Genomic DNA, 21,300 nt, shown 5'->3' with positions numbered 1-21,300 from the left:
GACGATTGGCGGCTGGGGTTCCTTGCCGGCTACAGCCATTCTTCGTTCAAAGTCGATGACAGACGATCATCTGCTTCCAGCGACAACTATCATCTCGGCGCCTATGGCGGCACGCAATGGGGTGCGCTCGCCTTGCGCTCCGGCCTTGCCTACACCTGGAGCGACATCGACAGCGGTCGATCCGTGTCTTTCCCCGGTTTCACCGACGCGCTGTCGTCCAGCTATCGTACCGGCACCACGCAGATCTTCGGCGAACTCGGTTATGGCATGAAGGCCGGCAATCTCGCCTTCGAGCCCTTCGCCAACCTGGCCTACGTCAATGTCCACACCAATGCCTTCACCGAGAAGGGCGGCGCGGCGGCGCTGACGGTCCGCAGCGGTTCCAGCGCTGTCACCTTTACCACCTTCGGCATTCGCGCATCTACCGACTTCGACCTCGGCGGCGTCAAGGCGACCGCGCGCGGCATGATCGGTTGGCGACACGGTTTCGGCGATGTCACGCCGACCGTCACCCAGGCTTTCACCGGCTCCAGCGCCTTCACCATCGCCGGCGTGCCGATCGCACGCGACAGCGCCGCACTCGAAGCCGGTCTCGACGTCGCGCTGACACCGACCGCTACGCTCGGCATCTCCTACCAGGGCCAGCTCGCCGCCGATGCCCGCGACCATGGGGTGAGGGCCGATTTGAACGTCAAGTTCTAGGGCGACGGCCGGTGATGACAACGCCCGCGTCGTCAGGCCGGCTCGGGCGTGATGTCATGTCCGCCCGCAATGCCCGTGGAGACCAGTGTTTCGAAATACTCGACCTTGATATCGAAGGATTTGAGCAGCTTCTGCGTGCTCGGCTTCACAACCGCGTCGTCAAAGTCGCCCTTTATGAAATGAGCAGCTGACGCCATATCTTCCCAAAAACTCATGACGACCAGTTCATTGTCGGTCCCTTTCACCTTGCGGGCCAGGGTGGCACCAAGATGGCCGGGCAATTCAGCCATCTCGACAAAGGTGGTTTTCTGGAGATGGTCCGCATAGACGGCCAACACCTCGTCCGAACCAGCGACGGCTCGCCAGAAACGAATGATCATCCGTTGTTTTCTCCTCGGTATGAACAAGGTCGCACCTTGAGAGAAGTCGCCCTCTCCCAGCCTCGTGACGATAGCTCAACGCTTCATGTCTCGCGAGCGATTGGTCGGGCGTCGGCTCCGATTTGGTCGCAGGTCTGCCTTCGTGCCTGTTTGCGAATGCGGGTGGCTGATTTTCTGCAAGGCGGCGAGGCGCCTGGTCATCAGGAAAGAGCATTATCCCGTGCGTTTTGGTGGGGCAGTCGTTTCCCGGATCACCAGCGGGCCGTCGATCTTGATCGTCATTGGCCTGAATTGTTTGTTGTGCGCCACCATATCGACGAGCACTTCCGTCGCACGCTGGCCCATTTCATAGTTCGGCAGCACCAGCGTCGACAGACGCGGATGGGTATAGCGCGCCAGTTCCTGGTCGTCGTAGCCCATGATGCTCAGTTCTTGCGGAACGTTGATGCCTTTCTCGTTGGCGGCCTCCAGCGCGCCCAGTGCCATCAGGTCGTTGCCGCAGAAAATGGCGGTCGGGGGATTGTCGGTCGACAGCAGGTCGCGGGTGTGGTGGTAGCCAGTCAGCGGCAACCAGTCGCCGCTGCGCACCAACGTCTCATCGAACGCGATGTCCACGGTTGCGAGCGCCTGCCGATAGCCCTTCAGGCGATCGACGGATGCGTCCATCCACGGCTCGCCATTGATGAAGCCGATGCGGCGGTGTCCAAGGCTGGTCAGATGCGCGGTCGCGGTGAACCCGCCGGCGACTTCGCCCGGCAAAATCGACATATGACGACGGGCTTCGGCGTAGCAGTTTAACAGCACGGTGGGGATGCCGTTGAGTGCAGGGGGCACCGTCACGCGCCGGGTGAAGATCGACGCATAGATCACGCCGACGATCGATTTGTCGCGCCGGATTGCTTCGACCGTCGCCGCCTCGAGCTCGGGGTTGGAGCGCGTCACATAGGCGGCAACCAGGAAATCCTGTTCGAAGGCGAAATCGCGAGCGCCGTCGAAGCTGACGACCGGGTGTGGACTGGTCGAAATCTCATCGACGATGAAGGCGATGGTGCGCGCGTCGCTGGCGGGCGCGATCTCACGCCTGATCCCCGGCAGTTGATAATTCACCTGCCTCGCCGCTTCGAGAACGCGTTGCCTAGTTTCCTGCGAGATGCGCGCGCCGGTCATCTGGTTGAGCACCAGGGACACGCTCGACTGCGACACGCCGGCGATGCGGGCGACATCCGTCATCGTCGGCCGCCCCTGGCGCTTTTCGGTGCCGTTATTCTGCGTCACGGCGCTGGCTTTCGATCTGGGTCCATAACCGTTCCCGCAGATGGCGATCATCGAGGAGTCGCGATGATCATACGCGCTAGATCTTAATGTTTTCAAGCGATGATCATAAATTTAGCAAGAATGATAATCTTATCATTGGTGACGGATATTGATCGCGACAGCTATGTCGCGATCGCCAAATTTGATTGTCGAGTCAGCTAATTGGCCGATTATTGGCTAAAGAATGGACCTTTTTGGTTCGAGCTGTGTCGCGCCCGCAGCGCTTTCCGAAACAGCGGCGCCACGCAATCTGGCCATTGACTGCTAATAAAATGATCGTAGGATAACTTGGTGATCCGCAAACCGCGCGTTTGCCCGGCTGGAGGAGCCGGCTGTTCAATTGGAGGAGCCTCTCATGTCACTGACCCGCCGCAGCTTTTTGTATGCAGCAAGCGCCGTTGGCGCGCTGACCCTGGTATCCGGCCTCGCCACGGCCGCGGAATTGCCGTCGCTCAAGAAGAAGGAAACCTACAAGGTCGGTTTCGCCCAGACCGAATCCAACAATCCTTGGCGTATCGCCCAGACCGAGAGCATGAAGGCCGAGGCGGCCAAACTCGGCTATCAGTTCGTCTACACGGATGCGGCCGGTTCCGCTGCCAAGCAGGTCGCCGACGTCAACTCGATGATCGCCCAGGGCGTCGACCTGATCTTCCTGGCGCCGCGCGAGGAGAAGCCGCTGATCCCGGCGGTGCTGGCAGCGAAGAAAGCCGGCATCCCCGTCATCCTTCTGGACCGTAGCGTCGACCCGAAACTGGCGACCGCTGGCAAGGACTACGTCACCTTCATCGGCTCGGACTTCGTCGAGGAGGGCAAGCGTGTTGCTGAATGGCTGGTCAAGAATGCCAATGGCAAGACCAAGATCATCGAGCTCGAAGGCACCACCGGGTCTTCGCCAGCCAACGACCGCAAGAAGGGTTTCGATGACGCGATCAAGGCTGCCGGCGGGTTCCAGATCGTCGCTTCACAGTCCGGTGACTTTTCTCGCGACAAGGGACGCCAGGTCGCCGAGGCGCTGCTTCAGGCGCATCCCGACGCCAATATTGTCTACGCCCACAACGACGAGATGGCGCTGGGTGCCATCGCGGCGCTTGAGGCCGCTGGCAAGAAGCCGGGCAAGGATGTGCTTGTCCTGTCGATCGACGGCGGCAAGGAAGCGGTAAAGGCGATCGCCGATGGCAAGATCGGCGCCGTGGTCGAGTGCAATCCGCGTTTCGGCCCGATCGCCTACAAAACGCTGAAGCGCTATGCCGCCGGCGACAAGATCGAGGCGTGGGTGAAGAACACCGACAAGTTCTACGACACGGCCAACGCTTCGGCCGAGGTTGGCAGCGCTTACTGATCGCATCCCAGGACTTGGCGGCCGGAGCGTCACGAGGACCGTTCCGGCCGCACTCTTTGGCCATGCCGCGACTGGGTGTAATGATCGTCGACAACGGGAGGGTTGCGATGCTGTTGTCGATGAAAGGCATCAACAAGAGCTTCGGCGATGTCCAGGTTCTGACGAACGCCGGGCTGGACATCGAGCCGGGCGAGATCATGGCCCTGATCGGCCAGAACGGCGCCGGCAAGTCCACATTGATCAAGATCTTGACGGGTGCGCATTCCTGCGATGCGGGCACCATACGGTTCCAGGGCAGGGACGTGCGCTTCGCCTCGACCGCCGAGAGCCAGGCGGCTGGCATCGCCACCATCTATCAGGAAATCAACCTGGCGCAGAACCGCACTGTGGCCGAGAACATCTTCCTGGCTCGCGAGCCGCGTCGTTTCGGCCTCGTCGATCGGGCCAGAATGCAGGCTGCGGCAAGGACCGTTCTCAGTCGGTTCAAGCTGGACATCGACGTGAACCGGCCGTTGCAGGATTTCGGCGCCGCCACTCGGCAGATGGTGGCAATCGCGCGCGGAGTCACCCAGAACGCAAGGCTTCTCATCCTCGACGAACCGACCTCCTCGCTGGACGAACAGGAGGTGGAGGTGCTGTTCGAAACGATGCGGACGCTCAAGGCAGACGGCGTTGCCGCCATCTTCATCAGCCACCGGCTGGATGAGCTTTACGCGATTTGCGACCGCGTCACCATCATGCGCGACGGCCGCACCGTCGCGGTTAGTCCGATGAAGGACATATCCAAGGTCGCGCTGGTCAAGACCATGCTGGGCAAGGAACTGGCCGCCTTCACAGCCAAGAAGCGGGCGCATGGCGATGGCGACGGTAACTCACTCGTCAATGTCAGCAATCTCGGCGCCGGCGTCAGGGTGCGCGACGTTTCGCTGGCGATCGGTAAGGGCGAAATCGCCGGCCTTGCCGGCCTTCTGGGGGCGGGCCGCACTGAAACCGCCAGGCTGATCTATGCCGCCGACCGCAAGGAGCGCGGGTCGGTAACCATGGCCGGCCGTGCGGCCGACTACGCCGCGCCCGCAGATGCGATCCGCGACGGCATGGGCTTCGTTTCCGAGGATCGCAAGGTCGAGGGCATCGTGCCCGAGATGAGCGTGCGCGAGAACATGACATTGGCGATCTTGCCAAGGCTGCAGAAGGCCGGCCTTGTCGACAGGGTTGCCCAGCGCGGCATCGTCGAGAAATATATCCAGGCACTCGGCATAAAATGCTCCTCGCCCGAGCAGCCAATTCGGGAACTCTCCGGCGGCAACCAGCAGAAGGTGCTTTTGGCCCGATGGCTGTGCATGGACCCGCGCCTGTTGATCGTCGACGAGCCGACGCGCGGCATCGACGTCGGCGCCAAGGCGGAGATCCTCAAATTGCTGCGCGGTCTTGCCGACGAAGGCCTGAGTGTCCTGATGATCTCGTCGGAACTCGAAGAGTTGATCGCGGCCGCCGACAGCGTCACTGTTCTCAGTGACGGCAAGTCGGTGCGACGGCTTGCGTCGGACGAGATCACCGAGGCCAATCTCATGTCAGCGATGGCTCATCAGGAGGTGACCGCTTGAGCGCGGCGGAAGGGGCCGCCAGCCGGCGCAAACTGCCTTTCAATCTTGCCTCTTGGTTGAGCCGTTATGGCACTTTCGTCGCTTTGATCCTGCTCATTGTCTTCAACGCCATCGCCACGCCGAACTTCTTGTCGCTGCAGACCTTCAACGTGAACCTGACCCAGGTGGCCACGATCGTCATCGTCGCGGTCGGCATGACGTTGGTGATCGCCACCGGCGGTATAGATCTTTCCGTCGGCTCGCTGATGGCGATCGCCGGCGCGCTCGCGCCGATGATTCTGCAGGGCACGATCGTGCCCACGGTCAACCCATTGCTTACGCTGCCTCTGGCGTTCATTCTGCCGCTCATCGTGGTGGCGATGCTGGGCTGGTTCAACGGCTTCCTCGTCACCCGCTATTCGATCCAGCCGATCGTGGCGACGCTGGTGTTGTTCACCGCCGGGCGAGGCATCGCCCAGGTCATGACCAACGGCAATCTCCAGGTGTTCAAGAACGACGCCTTCCAATTCGTTGCGCTCGGTTATGTGTTTGGAATTCCGACGCAGGTGCTGATCATGATCGTGGTGGTGGCCGCAGCCGCCTTCCTGGTCAAGAGAACCGCTCTCGGGCGGCAGATTCTCGCGGTCGGTGGCAACGAGAAGGCGGCGCGTCTCTCGGGCATTCCGGCGCAGCGGGTCAAGCGTCTCGTCTATCTCATCAGTGGTGTTCTGGCAGGCCTTGCCGGGTTGATCGTGGTGGCGCGCAATTCGGCCAGCGATGCCAATCTGGTCGGGCTCGGCATGGAACTCGACGCCATTGCCGCGGTCGCGGTCGGCGGCACGCTGTTGACGGGCGGCAGGGCGAACATTCTTGGCACTCTGCTCGGCGCCTGCGTCATCCAGCTCGTCCGCTACACGCTTCTCGCCAACGGCGTGCCCGATGCTGCCGCCCTTGTCGTCAAGGCGGCGCTCATCGTCGCCGCCGTCTACATCCAGCAAAGCGCGGGCCCCGGTCGGACATGACGCAGACACCTTCGAGCCAGACCATCCTGGAGGCATTTGTTCCGCGCTCCAATCTGCAGCTTGCCAGGTTATGCGTCATCACGGTGGTGGTCGCTCTGCTGATTTTCGGCGCGCTGCGCTACGACCACTTCCTGTCGAGCTACAACATCCTGTCCTTCCTGCGTTACAATTCCATGTTCATGCTGATTGCACTGGGCATGGCGCTGGTGATCATGACGGGTGGCATCGATCTCTCGGTCGGTGGCACGGCTGCCATGGCGAGTGTCGTCGCAGCGTTGTTGTCGCCCTATGGCTGGGCGGTCGGGCTCGCTGGCGGATTGCTCGCCGGCCTCGGCGTTGGAATGATCAACGGCCTTGTCGTGACGCGGCTGCGCATTCAACCCTTCATCGCCACGCTCGCTGCAATGCTGGCCAGTTATGGCACCGCATTGCTGCTGGCCGGCAATCAGTCGGTATCGGTTTCCTACGACACCGCTTTCACCTTGATCGGTCAGGACGATTTCCTTGGCTTTCCGATCCCGGCCTGGATCGCGATCGCTGCCTATGTCGCGGGTTGGGTCGCACTGGAGCGACACCCCGTCGGTCGCCGTATTCTGGCGATCGGCGACGGCGAAGCCACCGCGAAGCTGATGGGTTTGAAGGTGGAACGCACCCTGTTTGGCGTCTATGCCGCCTCCGGGCTTCTAGCGGGTCTCGCCGGCGTCATCCTGGCCGCCCAGTTCGGCGCCGGACAGCCCACCGAAGGTGTCGGCTGGGAGCTCTTTGCGATCTCCTCGGTCGTCGTCGGCGGCACCGTGCTTTCAGGCGGCGTCGGCTCCGTCGGGGCAACGATGGCGGGCGCGCTGCTGCTCGCCATGGTCTTCAACATTCTCAATTTCGAGAATGGGCTCGGCGTCATCTCCCTGTCGGCCTACTGGCAGTCGGTCATCCGTGGTGCGTTCCTGCTGGTCGTCGTTGTCCTGCAGGCAAAGCTCGCCAGCGCCAGGCAAAACCCCTAGCTTCCCGCGCAAGGCCCGGTTGCTGCGCGGGTCCGCACTAGATCGTTGGATAGTGGCAGGCGACCTTGCGGCCTGGCCGATGCTCTCTTGGCTCCGGTCGCTCCGTACGGCATCGGTCGGTGGCGATCGGACATCTGGGATGGAAACGGCAGCCGGATGGCGGATTGAGCGGACTTGGCACGTCGCCGGTCAGGATGATGCGCCGGCGCGTGCCGCTCGGCGTCGTCTCCACGACGGGAACGGCGGAAATCAGCGCCTGGCTGTAAGGATGAGCCGGTGCCGAAAAGACCTCTTCCGCCGGGCCTTCTTCCACGATCGAACCGAGATACATGACCGCGATGCGGGTCGAAACCTGTCGCACCACCGACAGGTCGTGTGCGATGAAGATGTAGGTAAGTTTCAACTTCTCCTGGAGATCGGCGAGCAGGTTGACGATCTGCGCCTGCACCGACACGTCAAGCGCCGAGACGGGTTCGTCGAGCACGACAAGGTCCGGGTTGAGCGCGATAGCACGCGCGATGCCGACACGCTGGCGCTGCCCGCCGGAAAATTCATGCGGATAGCGCATGACGTGATCCGGCAGCAGGCCGACAAGATCGAACAGTTCCGCCACGCGCTTGGCGATCTCGCCCGACGAAAGCTTGGTGTGGATGCGCAGCGGCTCCGCCACCAGGTCGCCGACGCGCCGACGCGGGTTGAGCGAGGCCGAAGGGTCCTGGAAGACCATTTGCAGACGCCGCCGCAGCGGCCTGAGTTCGCCCAGCGACTTCGAAGTGATGTCGTCGTCTTCGAACAGCAATTCGCCGTCGGTGATGTCATAGAGCCGGACCAGGCAACGCGCCAGCGTGGACTTGCCGCAGCCGGACTCACCGACCAGCCCGACGGTCTCCCCACGCCGGACCGTCAGCGAAACATTGTCCACCGCATGGACGGTTCGCTTGCCCTCGCTGGAAAAGCGGCTGCCGATCGAGAAACGTTTGCCGAGCGCGCGCGTTTCGAGAATTGGCCGGTCTTGGTCGGTCATCGGTCCGCTCATGCTTGCGCCACCCGGAAGCAAGCCGCAGCGTGGGTGCCGTCGCCAAGGTTCGGCTTGCCTGCCACGCAAGGTTCGTACTGTACCGGGCAGCGTGGCCCGAAGGCGCAACCTTGCGGCAATCGCAGCAGCGACGGCGGTGAGCCGGGAATGGCCGGCAGTCGGCGCGGCTTCTCGCCAGTCAGCGGCGGGATCGAGCCGAGCAGGGCACGCGTGTAGGGGTGTCGCGGATCCGAGAACAGCTCCGCACGACCGCCGCGTTCCACCACGCGGCCGGCATACATGACCATGACGCGGTCGGCGAGTTCGGAAACAACGCCCATGTCATGCGTAATGAAGACGACCGCGGAATTGTGCGTCGCGCGCAGCTTGCGCACGAGATCGAGGATGCCGGCTTGCACGGTGACGTCGAGCGCGGTGGTCGGCTCGTCCGCCACCAGCAGCGCGGGATTGCAGGACAGCGCCATGGCGATCACCGCCCGTTGGCGCATGCCGCCGGAAAGCTGGTGCGGGTAGCGCGACATCGCCTCGCGCGGATTGGGGAAATTCACCTCGGCCAACAGTTCCTCGACGCGCTCCAGGGCCTTGGTCTTGCTGATAGTTCTATGCGCGCGGATCTGTTCGGCGATCTGCCAGCCGATCGTGTAGACCGGGGTCAGTGCCGTCATCGGGTCCTGGAAGATCATGGCGATCTCATTGCCGCGCAGGCGCCTGAGTTCGCGCGCCGGCAATCCCACCAATTCACGGCCCTTGTAGCGGATCGAGCCTTCGATCACCGCATTGGGGTCGGTGATCAGGCCCATGACCGCCAGCAGTGATACGGTCTTGCCGGAGCCGGATTCGCCGACCACGCCGAGGATCTCGCCTTCCTCGAGGTCGAAGGAAACGCCGTCGATGGCCCGCACCAGGCCGTCATCGGTGCGGAACGATACCCGAAGGTCACGCACAGACAGCATCATGACGTCCTCACGCGCGGATCGAGAAGAATGTAGACGAAATCGACCACTGCGTTGGCAACGACCACGAACATGGAAGCGTACATGACCGTCGCCATGATCATCGGCAGGTCGAGGTTCTGCAGCGCGTCATAGGTGAGTTTGCCGATGCCATGCAGTCCGAAGACCACCTCGGTAAGCAAAGCCGAGCCGCCCACCAGTGCGCCGAAGTCGAGTCCGAACAGGGTCACGAAAGCGATGAGTGAAGTGCGCAGCGCGTGGCGCAGCAGGATGCGCGTCTCCGACAGGCCCTTGGCGCGGGCCGTGCGGATATAGTCTTCCTGCATCGATTCGATGATCGCCGCCCGCAGCACCCGCCCATAGATGCCGATATAGAGGATGGCGAGCGTGATCCATGGGATGACCAGTGTCAGGAACCAGCCCTTCGGGTCGTCGGAGAAATTCTTGTAGCCGAGCGGCGGTACCCAGGAGAACAACCAGCTGTCGTGGTAGCGGCTCTGGGTGATCAGGTTCATCACCTCGCCCAGCCAGTAGACTGGCATGGAGATGCCGAGCAGTCCCAGCGCCATCAGTAGTTTGTCGAGCCAGCTGTCGCGGGTCGCTGCTGCGACGATACCGATGATGACCGACACGACCACCCACAGGATCGCCGCCCCGAATACCAGCGAAAGCGTGACCGGGATGGAATCCAGCACCGCCGGCACCACTTTCCAGCCGCGATTGACGAAGGAGGTCAGGTCGCCGGTGATGAAGATCTTCTCCATCATCCGCACATATTGCACGTAGAGCGGTTGGTCGAAACCGAAGTTGTGGCGCACCGCTTCCAGCACTTCGGGGGAAGCGTTGCGGCCAGCGATGCGCGCCGCCGGGTCGGCGCCCGGCGTGGCGAAGAAAATCAGGAAGACGATGACCGAGATGCCGAACATTACGAACAGCATCTGACCGAAACGGCGCAGGATCGCGTAGATCATCAGTCGCGCCCCAGCCGAACCTTGGAGCGCGGGTCGAGCGCGTCGCGCAGACCGTCGCCGAAGACATTGAGCGCCATCACGGAAATCGCGATGGCAAGGCCCGGCGCCAATGCCACCAGCGGTCGCGTATAAAGCAGCGCCTGCCCATCCTGGATGATCGTGCCCCAGCTTGCGGCCGGTGGCTGCACGCCGATCGAAAGGAAGGAGAGGGCTGATTCCGTAAGCATGTTCAGTGCCATCATCAACGGCACGAACACGATGAGCGTGGTGGTGATGTTGGGCAGGATGTCGCGCCAAAGGATGCGCGATCCCGGCACGCCGAGATTGATGGCCGCCATCACGAATTCGCTGTTGCGCAACGACAGAACCTGTCCGCGGATGGGGCGCGCCACATAGGGCACATAGACGATGCCGATGATGATGACAGGCAGCCATAGGCTGCCGGATTGGATGACGATCGGCCCGATCGAAATGCCTTGCGCAATCGTGACGATGGAAAGCGAGATCGCCAGAAGATAGATCGGAAATGCCCACAAGACGTCGAGAAAACGCGACAGCACCGTGTCGGTGATCCCGCCGAAATAGCCGGCGATCAGGCCCGCCGCCGTGCCGAGGATCAGGGTGAAGATGGTGGCCGCCCCGGAGATCAACAGCGAGCTGAGCCCACCATAGAGCATCCTGGCCATGACATCCCGGCCCTGGCTGTCCGCGCCGAGAAAGTAGTTGCCAAGCCGCCAGGTCGGACCGAGCGGCGTGTAGCCAAGCCCGAGCCCCTCCGTCGACTGCTCCATCACCGGAACGTCGACGCCGTCGATCTGGATGGTGGCGTCGAGCGTAGAGGCGAATGGGTCCACACCTGCCCAGTGCGCATACAAGGGCGCACTGAAACAGGCGAGGACGATGAGGAGGAACACGGCCAGGGACGCCATGGCGGCCCTGTTCCTTGTCAGCTTCGCAAGCGCGACGGCCCAAGGCCCTCGCGTCTTGCGCGGCACGGCAACGGCTTCAATCGACACGGACGTGTCCCCTCGCGGTTCGTTACTGCACCCAGGACTGGGTGATCATCCAGTTGAACTGCCGATTGAACTTGAAATTGCCCAGGCGCTTGCTGACGAAGTCGAGCCGCTTCGGCGTAAAGAGGCCGACGGCCGGCGCCTTGTCGGTCACCTGCTTATCGATTTCGGCCCACATCTTGTCGGCCGCTTTCTGGTCGGTGACGCCGAGGTCCAGTGCCTTCTGCATCTTGGCGTCGATATCCTTGTCGCAGAAGCCCGAAATGTTGATCGAAGCGTCGGAGCCTTCACGGAAAGATGCGCAGCTGAACAGGATGTTCAGGAAGTCCGAAGCTGCGGGATAGTCCTTGTACCACTGGGTCACCGACATCTGCACTTTGTTGTTGGTGTTCTGGATGTAGGTGAACTGGATGTTGGTCGAGATCGGCTTGACGTCGGCGGCATAGCCGATGCTGGTCAGCACGCTCTGCAGATAGACGCCGATCGACCGCGATACGGCGGTGTCCTCGACGATGATGGTCACCTTCTGGCCCTTGGTGCCGGATTCCTCGACAAGCTGCTTGGCCTTGTCGAGATCAGGTGCCGACCATTTGGCGCCGGGGTTCTTGGTGAAGGGGCAATAATCCTCGTGGCCGGGGAAGTCTGGCGGCAGAACCTGGCACACCGGAGCGCCAAGCACCTTGCCGCCGAACAGCTTGACCAGAGTGTTGCGATCGACCGCATAGGCCACTGCCTGCCGCGCCTTTTCATTGTCGAACGGCGCGAGGCGGGTGTTGAGCGGGGCATACCACCATGCGGAAAGTGGCGAGATGTGGAGTTGGTCCTTGAACTTGGTGCCGAGCTCGACCAGGCGGTCGCTTGGCAGCGGGTCGAACATCCAGTCCGCTTCGCCGTTCTGGATCGCGGTGACCGCCGCTTCCTCGGAGAGGCCGAAATCATATTGGACGACATCGGGATAGCCGTCCGGCTGGGCTTCCTCGCTCCACTGCTTGAAATGCGGATTGCGGGAAACTGTCATGCCCTTGTTGGGGTCGAAGGCGGAGATCATGTAAGGGCCGGTGCTGGGAATGGGCCTGGATCCCATGTCTTCTGCGGGCGTATCCGCCGGCAGGGTCACGGCATGCGGCAACGCCAGCTTGTAGAGAAGTTCGGCATCCGGCTTGATGATGTTGATCGTAACCGTTCCGGCCGCCTCGTCGCCGACGATGCCGCCTTCGAGCGTACAGCTCTTGGTGTCGGCCAGGCATTTGTCGGCGCCGACGATGCCGGCATAGAAGGTGCCGGAGGTTGGTCCCGAAATCTTGAAGATGCGCTGGAACGAGGCGACCACGTCCTTCACGCCGAGGTCCTGGCCGCTGGAGAACTTGATGCCCTTGCGCAGCTTGAAAGTGAAGGTCTTGCCGTCATTGCTGACTTGCGGCAGCGCCTCTGCCAGGTCGGGGACGATGGTGAAGCCGTCCATGCCTTCGGCTTTGCGAAAGGCGACCAGGCCGTCATAGATCGGCTGGTACATCTGCCAGCCCTGATCGGTGTAGTTGATATGCGGGTCGAGCGTTCCGGCCGCGGCGCGGGCCAGAAGGCGAATGGTGCCACCGCGATGTTCCTTGAGATATTCGGCCTGTGCCGGAGCCAGCCATGTGCCGGCCAAGAGTGCCGCGGCCGAAGCCGCCAAGAGCAGTTTCTTCATTCTTGATTCCCCTTTTCTTAGCTGTCGTTGTGGTCCAGGAAGTCTCCCACCACCCGCATGCAGCGTTCTTGCTCTTCCACATGCGGCATGTGGCTGGAATGCTCGAATATCTCCCAGCGCGATCCCTTGATGCCGTCCTTGTAGGGCTGCACGGTCGCGGGTGTGGCCTCGTCGTAACGTCCGGAGATGATCAGGGTGGGAACATCGATGGCTGCCAGGCGGTCGACGATAGTCCAGTTCTTCAGCGTGCCGATGACGTGGAACTCGTTCGGCCCGTTCATCACATTGTAGACGGTGGGATTGCGCGCCACCTGGGCGAAGCTTTCCGCCACTTCCGGCGGAAAGGGCACGACACGGCAGACATGCCGCTCGTAAAACACCATCGTTGCCTGCTGATAGTCCGGATGGTCGGTCGTGCCGGCCTTTTCATGCCGGGTCAGGGTTTCCTGGACGTCCTCCGGCAGGTCGGCGCGAAGCCGGTTCGCTTCTTCGACCCACAGCTTCATGGAAGCCGGCGAATTGGCGATCGTCAGCGACTTCAAGCCTTGCGGGCGTGTCACTGCATATTCAGCCCCCAACATGCCGCCCCAGCTCTGGCCGAGCACATGGAAGCCACTGCGGATGCCAAGGTGGTCGACCAGGTTTTCAAGCTCGTCGATGAAAAGTTGTGGCGTCCAGAAATCGGCGCCCTTCTCCGGCAACAATGTGGAATTGCCGCATCCCAACTGGTCATAATGGATGACGGCGCGACCCCCGCAGGCGAGAAGCTTGTAGGCATCGACATAGTTGTGCGCGACGCCGGGGCCGCCATGCAGGATCACCACCGGCGCTTTGTCGCCGAGCTCGCCACTGATCCGGTACCAGGTTTCGTAGCCACCGAAGGCGGCGCGTCCTTCCTTGCGATTGATCCCTGACGACATTCCGGTTCCTGGCATTGTTGAAGGCATATTGTCGGTACCCCGCGCCACCGCCGTCTAGTTCTTGGCCCGGTTGGCCTGCACCCATTCCTCCAGCATCTGCACGCCGAACGCCGTGGCGCCCTGCCTGGCGAGCGGACGATCGGTGTCGGTCAATTCCTTGCTTGCGATGTCGAGGTGCACCCAGGGGCGGTCTTCCGTGAAATGGCGCAGGAAGGCCGCGGCGTAGGGGGCATCGCCATCTTCCATATCCTTGGCGTGATGCCTGAGATCGGCGAATGGCGACTTCAGGCCCTCGTCGTAGGCGCGGTCAAGCGGCAGTCGCCAGAACCGTTCGCCCACCGTTTCCCCCGCCGCGATCATCTGCGAGGCGAGCGCATCGTCGGTGCTGAACAGCCCTGCGAATATCGAGCCCAGGCCTCGGGTCACCGAATAGGTCAGCGTGGCCAGATCGACGATCACCGATGGGTTGAAACGTGTGGCGGCGTAGTAGAGACAGTCTGCCAGCAACAGGCGACCCTCCGCGTCCGTGTCGAACACTTCGACAGTCTGTCCCGAGGCAGTGGTGATGATGTCGCGGGGTTTCAACGCGGTGCCGGACGGCATGTTTTCGGCGATGCCGAGCACGCCGACCGCATGGACGGGGCTGCCCTGCCTGGCCAGCGCGATCAGCAAGCCGACCACGGCGGCCGCGCCACCCATGTCCCCCTTCATGTCGAACATCTGCGATCCGCCCTTGATGCAGAGGCCGCCGGAATCGAAGCAGACGCCCTTGCCGACGAAGGCAAGTGGCTGCGCGGGCGAGCCTTTGCCGCGATAGCGCAGAACGGCGACGCGCGGCGCGCGCACCGAGCCTGCTCCGACAGCGAGCAACGCGTTCATGCCGAGCTCCGTCAGCTGCGCCGCATCGAGCATTTCGACCTCGATCCCGGCTTCGCGCAAAGGCTCCAGATGATCGTGGAAACTGTCGGGGTGGAGATGGTTCGGCGGCAAGTTGACCAGCGTCCGGGCATATTCGACGCCGTCGGCGATCGCATTGATCCGCGCCAGCGCCGGGGCGAGTTCCGCGTCGCTTGCGCCGACCAATTGTACCCGCAGGGTTCGATCCGCTCCGGCACCCTGCCGCTGATTGCGCATGTCGAAACGATACCTGCGCAGCCGCATGCCAAGCGCGACGCGCGCCAGGATTTCGGCACCGGACTGGCACACATCGGCAGTGGGGTCGAGGACAAGGGTGGCCGTGCTTTCGCCCTTGCTTTCCAGATGCGCGGCCAGGGCGCCGCCGGCGCGCGCCAGCGACAGCGCGGTCACGGCTTCGGCCTTGCCCAATGCCAGGATGATCACGCGCTTGGCCGCGATTGCCTGCGGGGCAATGACATCGATGCAAGTGCTGGATTCTGCCAATGTGGCCGGGTCGGAACAAGCGCGGGACAAAATCCCACCGATCTGAGCGTCCAGTGCCGCAGCCCGTGGGCCGAAACCACTGCGGGCGGTTTGCAAGATCACGATGACGGAGGCTTCCTTGGAAATCTCGTCTGCCGCTTCGAAGACAGGCACTGGCGATTGAGGCATAAGCAGGCATTCTCCCATGCTATGGCGACGCCGGGCGAGGGCTGCTTGCGACATGCTCCTTGCGTCGAAATGCGGTTCGTCACCCATTTCGAGCTTTTGAGGTCATGCGTCAGGCTGCGTCGGCCACCGGTCAAATCCGGTAAAGCCGGCTATCGCCGTTCGTTGAATGGTGTCGGAGTCCCGAAGAGTCGTTTTCTCGTGACGACTTAGTTGTTCTTGCCTTTTTGGTATCCCCGAACGTGGGAGGTGATCAAACGCCAATTTTGTCCATATCGATTGACAAAAACTCAACTGAGAATTCATGATCGAGGAATGGCCTTACCCTCACTCAATGGCATGCGCGCTTTCGAGGCTGCCGCACGTCTCGGCAGCATCAAGGATGCGGCGGAAGAGCTGCATCTGACGCCTTCGGCGGTCAGCCGTCACATCCGTGCGCTCGAACGGAACCTCGGCCAGGAATTGTTCGAACGCGGATTTCGCCAGGTAACGGTGACGCAGCGGGGGTCCTATTACGCGCGCAGCCTCTCCGAAGCTTTCGACGCCATCTGGCGCGCAACCGACGATGTCAGCCTTTACGATGGGCCGCGTCGCAGCAAGCTCCAGCGTGTCAGGCTGCTGTGCGAACCGACTTTTCTGAACCTCTGGCTGGCGGACCGGCTGCCGAGTTTCCGTCGCGAGCATCCGTCGGTGGATCTGGAGATTTCGACTTCCGGCAAGCGGACCAACTTCGATTTGGCTATCGTCGACGAGTTTGTCTACAAGGCCGGTCCGGCGCTCACATTGATGATCCCGCTCCTGCTGACGCCGGTCTGCGCGCCTTCGCTGCTCGATGGTCCCGTACCGCTCAACTCGCCCGCAGACCTGCTCAACCATCACCTGATCCACGAATGCGAGACCACGAGGTGGAAGCAGTGGCTGGAGCAGGAGGGTATTCAGGATGGCATGCCGCATTCGGGTGCGGTTCTGCATGATTGCACCTTGATCATGCGAGAGGCGATGAACGGTGCCGGCATCGCGCTTGCCGACACGATCATGGCGCAGGACCTTTTGCGCCAGGGCAGGCTTGTCGCTCCGCTGGAGGCCCGCCACACCTATCCGGCCGGCTATTATCTGCAGCAGCGCCGCAGTGTCGGCAACAAGCCGGGCACCGGCCTGTTTCAGGATTGGCTGCTTTCCGAGGTTGCCGACCACAAGCGGGCAATGGCCATCGTCTAGGCGAAACACCAGCCTCAACGATTGCTCGTATCGCATAATCTGATTGAACGTTCATTCAATTTCTGTGGACGCGCTCCTTAACTCGTGGCAGATTTGGTTCGAGGGAGAGACGCGGCAATCATGAAAAATTGGGATGCGATCATCATCGGCGGTGGCCACAACGGTCTCGTCAATGCCTGCTATCTGCAGCGCGCCGGCCTGGATGTCGTGGTTCTGGAGCAGAAGGATTGGGTTGGCGGAGCCGCCACGAGCCGCTCGCTGACGCCGGGCTTCATCTACTCCAACTGCTCCTATGTCTGCTCGCTGTTCCGGCCAGAGATCATGCGCGACCTGGAGCTGCCGCGCTTCGGATTGCAGGTCATACCCTATGAGGGCGGGGCCGTGTTCACTCGCGACGGCGACTATCTCGCCAATTATCGCGACCACGATGCGCATCGCCGCGAATTCGCGCGGTTCTCGCCGCGCGACGCCGAAGCATATGGGCGCTATTCGCGCGACGTCACCCGTCAGTGCCGCTTCATCCAGCCGCTGCTGATGCGGACCGCCCCCGATCCGACGAGCTTCAAGCCGCGCGACATCGGCGAGCTGCTCTATCTGGGAAAGAAGTTCGCCGGTTTGACCGCCGAGGAGATGGCGCTGACATTGCGCTTCTGGACGATGTCGATTTCGGACTTCCTTGACGAATATTTCGAGACCGATGTCATCAAGGCGAACTTCGCTCTGTCGGGCATTATCGGCACGGCACTTGGGCCAATGTCGCCCGGCACGGCCTATGTTTTGCTCCACCACTATATGGTCGAGGTCGACGGCTCGGTCGGTGCCTGGGGTTATGCGCGCGGTGGCATGGGTGCCGTCACCCAGGCGCTGGCGGCCTCCTTCCAGGCTGCTGGCGGCACCATCCGCACCGGCGCTGAGGTCGAGCAGGTGCTGGTCCGCAACGGCCGCGCGCGCGGCGTGGTCCTAGCCGACGGCGAGGAGGTTCTCGGCAAGCTTGTCGCGTCCAATGCCGACGTCAAGCGCACGTTCCTCGGACTGGTCGAGGCCAAGGAACTGCCCGACATATTCCTTCGACGGGTCAAGAACTTCAAGATCCGCGGTTCGTCCGGCAAGGTGAACATCGCGCTCGATTCCATGCCGGTCTTCCCGGCATTGCCCGAGGATTCGCCCTGCTATCGCGGCGACATGCATTTCACGGATTCGGTCGAGCGCATGGAGCGCGCCTATGACGACTGGAAGGCAGGTCGCTGGTCCGCCGACCCCTTCCTCGACATGGTTATCCCGACCACGCTCGATTCGACCATGGCCGCCCCTGGCAAACATTTCATGAGTTGTTTCGTGCAATACGCGCCGCCAAAGGTGCAAGGGCGCGAATGGACCGATGCCGACCGCGACGGCTTCGCCGAAAGCGTCATCGCCCAGATCGCCGAGTATTCGCCGGGTTTCAGGGACCGGATCGTCCATATGGAGGTCCGCACGCCACGCGAGATCGAGGCCGAAACCGGCCTCACCGAAGGCAACATCTTCCAGGGCGAACTCACCTTCGACCAGCTTTTGTTCAATCGCCCGGTGCCGGGCTATGCCCAATACCGGTCACCGGTCGACGGCCTCTATCTGTGCGGTTCGTCCACGCATCCGGGCGGCGGTGTCATGGGCGCACCCGGTCGCAATGCCGCCTGTGAAATTCTGCGCGATCTCAAGCGCAGCGCCAATCATGTGAGCGGAGCCCACGATGTCATTTGATGCGATCGTCGTCGGCGGCGGCCACAACGGCCTGGTTGCGGCAACAGTACTTGCCAAGGCCGGCCGCAAGGTAACCGTGCTGGAGGCCGGCGATGCGTTTGGTGGCGCTGCGCGTACCGAGAGCTTTGCCCCCGGTTTCCGGACTTCCGTCGCGCATGTTCTCAATCGCCTGCATCCCGATGTCATAAAAACACTGGAGCTTGAGAAACATGGCCTGGCGCTCGATCGGGTCCAGCCGGTCCCGACCGTCGTGCTGGCGCAGGATGGCGAAGCGCTGGTATTGCATGGCGCTTATGGCGAACGCCTGACCGGCGTTCAGGTCCAGGAGGAACGAGCCTGGCTCGACCTGCGTGCGCAGCTCATTCGCTATGCGGGAATTCTCAAGCCGATGCTGGCGCGGCGGCCGCCCGATCTCTCCGGCATGTCCTTCGCCGAAAGCTCCGCACTTGGCATGACTGCCCTCTCTTTGCGTCGGCTTGGCAAGGAGGACATGCGTGATTTCCTGCGCATGCTGTTGATGAATGTGGCCGATGTCGCCGACGAACATCTCGGCGACGACAGGCTGAAGGGGCTCCTCGCGTTCGATGCCGTGCTCGGCAGCCATCTCGGTCCGCGCTCGCCCACCTCGCTGCTCGGGCTCTATTACCGTCTGGCGGGCGAGGTCGGTGGACAGGCGGGCGCGCAGCTCATCCCCAAGGGTGGGCTTGGCGAAATCATCGCCGCCATCACGACGAGCGCGGAAAGGGCCGGGGTTCGGCTGCGCAGCAAGGCCAAGGTCGCCAAAATACAGATCGAAAAAGGCCATGTGGTCGGCATCTTGCTGGAAGATGGCGAGCGGATCAGCGCGCCGATCGTCCTGGCCGCGGTCAACCCGGCTGCGCTCTTCATGGAACTCGTCGGTCCACGCCAACTCGACACCGGCCTGGTGCGCAAGGTCAAGAACATCCGCATGCACGGCTTCGCTGCCAAACTGCATCTCGCGCTCGACGAACCGCCGCGCTTCACCGGGGTCAGTCCCGATGACCATCGGGGCAGGCTGGTGATCGCGCCGTCGACCGACCATGTCGAACTGGCCTTCAATCCTTCGAAATATGGCGAGTTCTCATCGGAGCCGGTGATGGAGATCACCTTGCCCAGCCTTTCGGATCCGTCACTGGCTCCGGCGGGGGCGTGTATGCTGTCGGCCGTTGTTCAATTCGCGCCCTATGCACTGAAGCAAGGTTGGGATGTTGGCAAGTCGCTGTTCCTGCAGGCGATCATGGCGCAGCTGGAACGCTTTGCGCCGGGCATTGGCAAAAGCGTGCGGCACGCGGAACTCCTGACGCCGCTCGACATCGAACAGCGCTATCATATGCCCGGTGGCCACTGGCACCATGGCGAACTGCAGGCCGACCAGATGCTGATGTCGCGCCCGATCGCTGGCTGCGCCGGTTACAACACACCCATCGACGGTCTGTTTCTGGCGGGATCGGGTTCTCATCCTGGCGGCGGCGTTTCAGGTGTGCCGGGGCTCAACGCGGCACGACGTGTCTTGGCGAGGGGATGAGGCGATGCGCAACACCGATATGACCAATGCCCCATCCGGACACGTACTGCGGATTGCCAGGCAGCAGCATTTCCGCACCCTTCGTTTGCCGACGCCATTCCAGCCACGCATCGAAGCGCTGGCCGCCAGGCAGGATTGGTACAGCTGGAGCGGCTACAAGGCGCCGTTGTCGCTGTGGGATGAAGAGCTCGAATATTTCGCAATTCGCAGCCAGGCGGCGCTCTTCGACATTTCTCCCATGGTCAAATACCTCGTCGAGGGCGATGATGCCGAGGCGTTCCTCAATCGGGTAACGCTCCGGGACGTCGCCAAGCTCAAACCCGGCAAGGTTCACTATACGGCGTGGTGCGACGATGGCGGCCATGTTCTCGACGACGGCACGCTATTTCGGTTCTCCACCGACAGGTTCCGTCTGTGCTGTCAGGAACGCCACCTGCCATGGCTGTTGGACAGCGCTATCGGTTTTGATGTCAGTGTATCTGAGGAGACCGAAGCGGTTGCCGGTCTGGCCCTGCAAGGTCCGACCGCCTATGCCGTCTTGCGCGATGCCGGCTTTGCCGGTGTAGAGAAGCTACGGATTTTTGATCTTGCCGATTTTCCGCACGAAAACGGCGCGGTGACGATCTCGAGAACCGGATTTACCGGTGATCTCGGCTACGAATTGTTCGTGCCGTCCGATCTGGCGCTCAGCCTGTGGGACCGGCTGGTGACGGCCGGCCGCGAGCACGGCATCCGCCCGATCGGTTACACCGCACTCAACCGGGCGCGCATCGAGGCGGGATTGATTGTCGCCAACGCGGATTTTGTCACCGCGGACCACGCCATTCGCGCCGATCGTCCGTGCATGCCCGACGAGATCGGGCTCGGCTTCATGGTCGATCCCGACAAGGGGCATTTCAACGGGCGTCGAGCGATCCTGGCCGCGCGGCGCGACAAGACGCTGAAGCGCATTCTGGTGGGTCTGGAAATCGAGGGCAACGTTCTGGCCGAACACGCCATCGTCTATCATCGTGGCAAACGCGAAATCGGCCTGGTCACCGCCGCGATCTGGTCGCCGACGGCAAAGCGCAACATCGCGATTGCCAGTTTGCAGCGACCTTACGGCGATACGATCGTTGACGATCTCTGGGTCGAAATCTATGCGATGCGGGAATTGCAGTATCACAAGATGATGAAGCGGGCGAAAGTCGTGCCGCGACCCTTCATCAAGCTGGAGCGTCGCTCAGCCTTCCCGCCGGGTGAGCGTTAGAGGCAAGGGATGCCGGTTGCTTGCGGGTCGCAACGATGCGACCGTCGGTGCGGTGCCGGCCTC

19 protein-coding genes are annotated in these 21,300 nt (G+C 62.3%); 10 read left to right on the top strand and 9 right to left on the bottom strand.

Annotation, left to right across the window (positions count from 1 at the left end):
- A partial coding sequence (locus tag AB4136_RS14090; protein WP_441931250.1) for an autotransporter outer membrane beta-barrel domain-containing protein occupies nt 1-702 on the top strand: 702 nt, incomplete at its 5' end.
- A 32-nt stretch (nt 703-734) separates the two neighbouring features.
- On the opposite strand, the gene AB4136_RS14085 is transcribed toward AB4136_RS14090, so the two are convergent.
- Nucleotides 735-1,082 carry a hypothetical protein gene (locus tag AB4136_RS14085; RefSeq protein WP_024926438.1) on the bottom strand — a complete coding sequence of 116 codons (348 nt, stop codon included), beginning with the start codon at nt 1,080-1,082 and terminating at the stop codon, nt 735-737.
- Nucleotides 1,083-1,295: 213 nt separating this feature from the next.
- Nucleotides 1,296-2,312, bottom strand: a complete 1,017-nt coding sequence (locus tag AB4136_RS14080; RefSeq protein ID WP_024926439.1) for a LacI family DNA-binding transcriptional regulator — start codon at nt 2,310-2,312, stop codon at nt 1,296-1,298.
- Between AB4136_RS14080 and AB4136_RS14075 the strand changes: the two genes are divergently transcribed.
- From AB4136_RS14075 to AB4136_RS14055, 5 genes are all read left to right on the top strand, one after another.
- Nucleotides 2,254-2,385, top strand: coding sequence for a hypothetical protein (locus AB4136_RS14075; protein ID WP_395408875.1), 132 nt, complete (start codon nt 2,254-2,256; stop codon nt 2,383-2,385). The genes AB4136_RS14080 and AB4136_RS14075 overlap by 59 nt on opposite strands.
- Nucleotides 2,386-2,751: 366 nt before the next feature.
- On the top strand, nt 2,752-3,735 hold the full coding sequence (locus tag AB4136_RS14070; RefSeq protein ID WP_024926440.1) for an ABC transporter substrate-binding protein: 984 nt from the start codon (nt 2,752-2,754) through the stop codon (nt 3,733-3,735).
- A gap of 107 nt (nt 3,736-3,842) precedes the next feature.
- A complete protein-coding gene (locus AB4136_RS14065; protein ID WP_024926441.1) occupies nt 3,843-5,339 on the top strand; it encodes a sugar ABC transporter ATP-binding protein in 1,497 nt (498 codons plus the stop codon).
- A complete protein-coding gene (locus tag AB4136_RS14060) occupies nt 5,336-6,340 on the top strand; it encodes an ABC transporter permease (protein WP_024926442.1) in 1,005 nt (334 codons plus the stop codon). Before AB4136_RS14065 ends, AB4136_RS14060 begins: the two co-directional genes overlap by 4 nt.
- Nucleotides 6,337-7,338, top strand: a complete 1,002-nt coding sequence (locus AB4136_RS14055; protein WP_024926443.1) for an ABC transporter permease — start codon at nt 6,337-6,339, stop codon at nt 7,336-7,338. The genes AB4136_RS14060 and AB4136_RS14055 overlap by 4 nt, the downstream gene beginning before the upstream one ends.
- A gap of 37 nt (nt 7,339-7,375) precedes the next feature.
- On the opposite strand, the gene AB4136_RS14050 is transcribed toward AB4136_RS14055, so the two are convergent.
- From AB4136_RS14050 to AB4136_RS14020, 7 genes are read right to left on the bottom strand one after another with little or no spacing between them, the layout of a single operon-like run.
- The gene (locus tag AB4136_RS14050) at nt 7,376-8,362 is read right to left on the bottom strand and encodes an ABC transporter ATP-binding protein (protein WP_024926444.1); all 987 of its coding nucleotides are present in this window, start codon (nt 8,360-8,362) and stop codon (nt 7,376-7,378) included.
- A gap of 8 nt (nt 8,363-8,370) precedes the next feature.
- The gene (locus AB4136_RS14045) at nt 8,371-9,330 is read right to left on the bottom strand and encodes an ABC transporter ATP-binding protein (RefSeq protein ID WP_024926445.1); all 960 of its coding nucleotides are present in this window, start codon (nt 9,328-9,330) and stop codon (nt 8,371-8,373) included.
- Nucleotides 9,327-10,298, bottom strand: coding sequence for an ABC transporter permease (locus AB4136_RS14040; RefSeq protein ID WP_024926446.1), 972 nt, complete (start codon nt 10,296-10,298; stop codon nt 9,327-9,329). The genes AB4136_RS14045 and AB4136_RS14040 overlap by 4 nt, the downstream gene beginning before the upstream one ends.
- Nucleotides 10,298-11,314, bottom strand: a complete 1,017-nt coding sequence (locus AB4136_RS14035; RefSeq protein WP_024926447.1) for an ABC transporter permease — start codon at nt 11,312-11,314, stop codon at nt 10,298-10,300. Before AB4136_RS14035 ends, AB4136_RS14040 begins: the two co-directional genes overlap by 1 nt.
- Before the next feature lie 22 nt (nt 11,315-11,336).
- On the bottom strand, nt 11,337-12,998 hold the full coding sequence (locus AB4136_RS14030) for an ABC transporter substrate-binding protein (RefSeq protein ID WP_024926448.1): 1,662 nt from the start codon (nt 12,996-12,998) through the stop codon (nt 11,337-11,339).
- Between the two features lie 17 nt (nt 12,999-13,015).
- Nucleotides 13,016-13,918, bottom strand: coding sequence for a proline iminopeptidase-family hydrolase (locus AB4136_RS14025; RefSeq protein WP_024926449.1), 903 nt, complete (start codon nt 13,916-13,918; stop codon nt 13,016-13,018).
- A gap of 54 nt (nt 13,919-13,972) precedes the next feature.
- On the bottom strand, nt 13,973-15,487 hold the full coding sequence (locus tag AB4136_RS14020; RefSeq protein WP_024926450.1) for a leucyl aminopeptidase: 1,515 nt from the start codon (nt 15,485-15,487) through the stop codon (nt 13,973-13,975).
- Between the two features lie 312 nt (nt 15,488-15,799).
- Here AB4136_RS14020 and AB4136_RS14015 point away from each other — a divergent pair, with 312 nt between their 5' ends.
- From AB4136_RS14015 to AB4136_RS14000, 4 genes are all read left to right on the top strand, one after another.
- On the top strand, nt 15,800-16,702 hold the full coding sequence (locus AB4136_RS14015) for a LysR family transcriptional regulator (RefSeq protein WP_024926451.1): 903 nt from the start codon (nt 15,800-15,802) through the stop codon (nt 16,700-16,702).
- Between the two features lie 120 nt (nt 16,703-16,822).
- Nucleotides 16,823-18,442 carry a phytoene desaturase family protein gene (locus tag AB4136_RS14010; RefSeq protein WP_024926452.1) on the top strand — a complete coding sequence of 540 codons (1,620 nt, stop codon included), beginning with the start codon at nt 16,823-16,825 and terminating at the stop codon, nt 18,440-18,442.
- Nucleotides 18,432-19,988, top strand: a complete 1,557-nt coding sequence (locus AB4136_RS14005) for a phytoene desaturase family protein (RefSeq protein ID WP_024926453.1) — start codon at nt 18,432-18,434, stop codon at nt 19,986-19,988. Before AB4136_RS14010 ends, AB4136_RS14005 begins: the two co-directional genes overlap by 11 nt.
- Before the next feature lie 4 nt (nt 19,989-19,992).
- Nucleotides 19,993-21,237 carry an aminomethyltransferase family protein gene (locus AB4136_RS14000; RefSeq protein WP_137901165.1) on the top strand — a complete coding sequence of 415 codons (1,245 nt, stop codon included), beginning with the start codon at nt 19,993-19,995 and terminating at the stop codon, nt 21,235-21,237.
- Nucleotides 21,238-21,300 lie beyond the last annotated feature (63 nt).

Source organism: Mesorhizobium sp. 2RAF21, from assembly GCF_052115345.1.
Classification (GTDB): domain Bacteria; phylum Pseudomonadota; class Alphaproteobacteria; order Rhizobiales; family Rhizobiaceae; genus Mesorhizobium; species Mesorhizobium terrae.
Note: the sequence above shows the minus strand (reverse complement) of the source record. Positions and strands in the feature narration are given on the sequence as shown.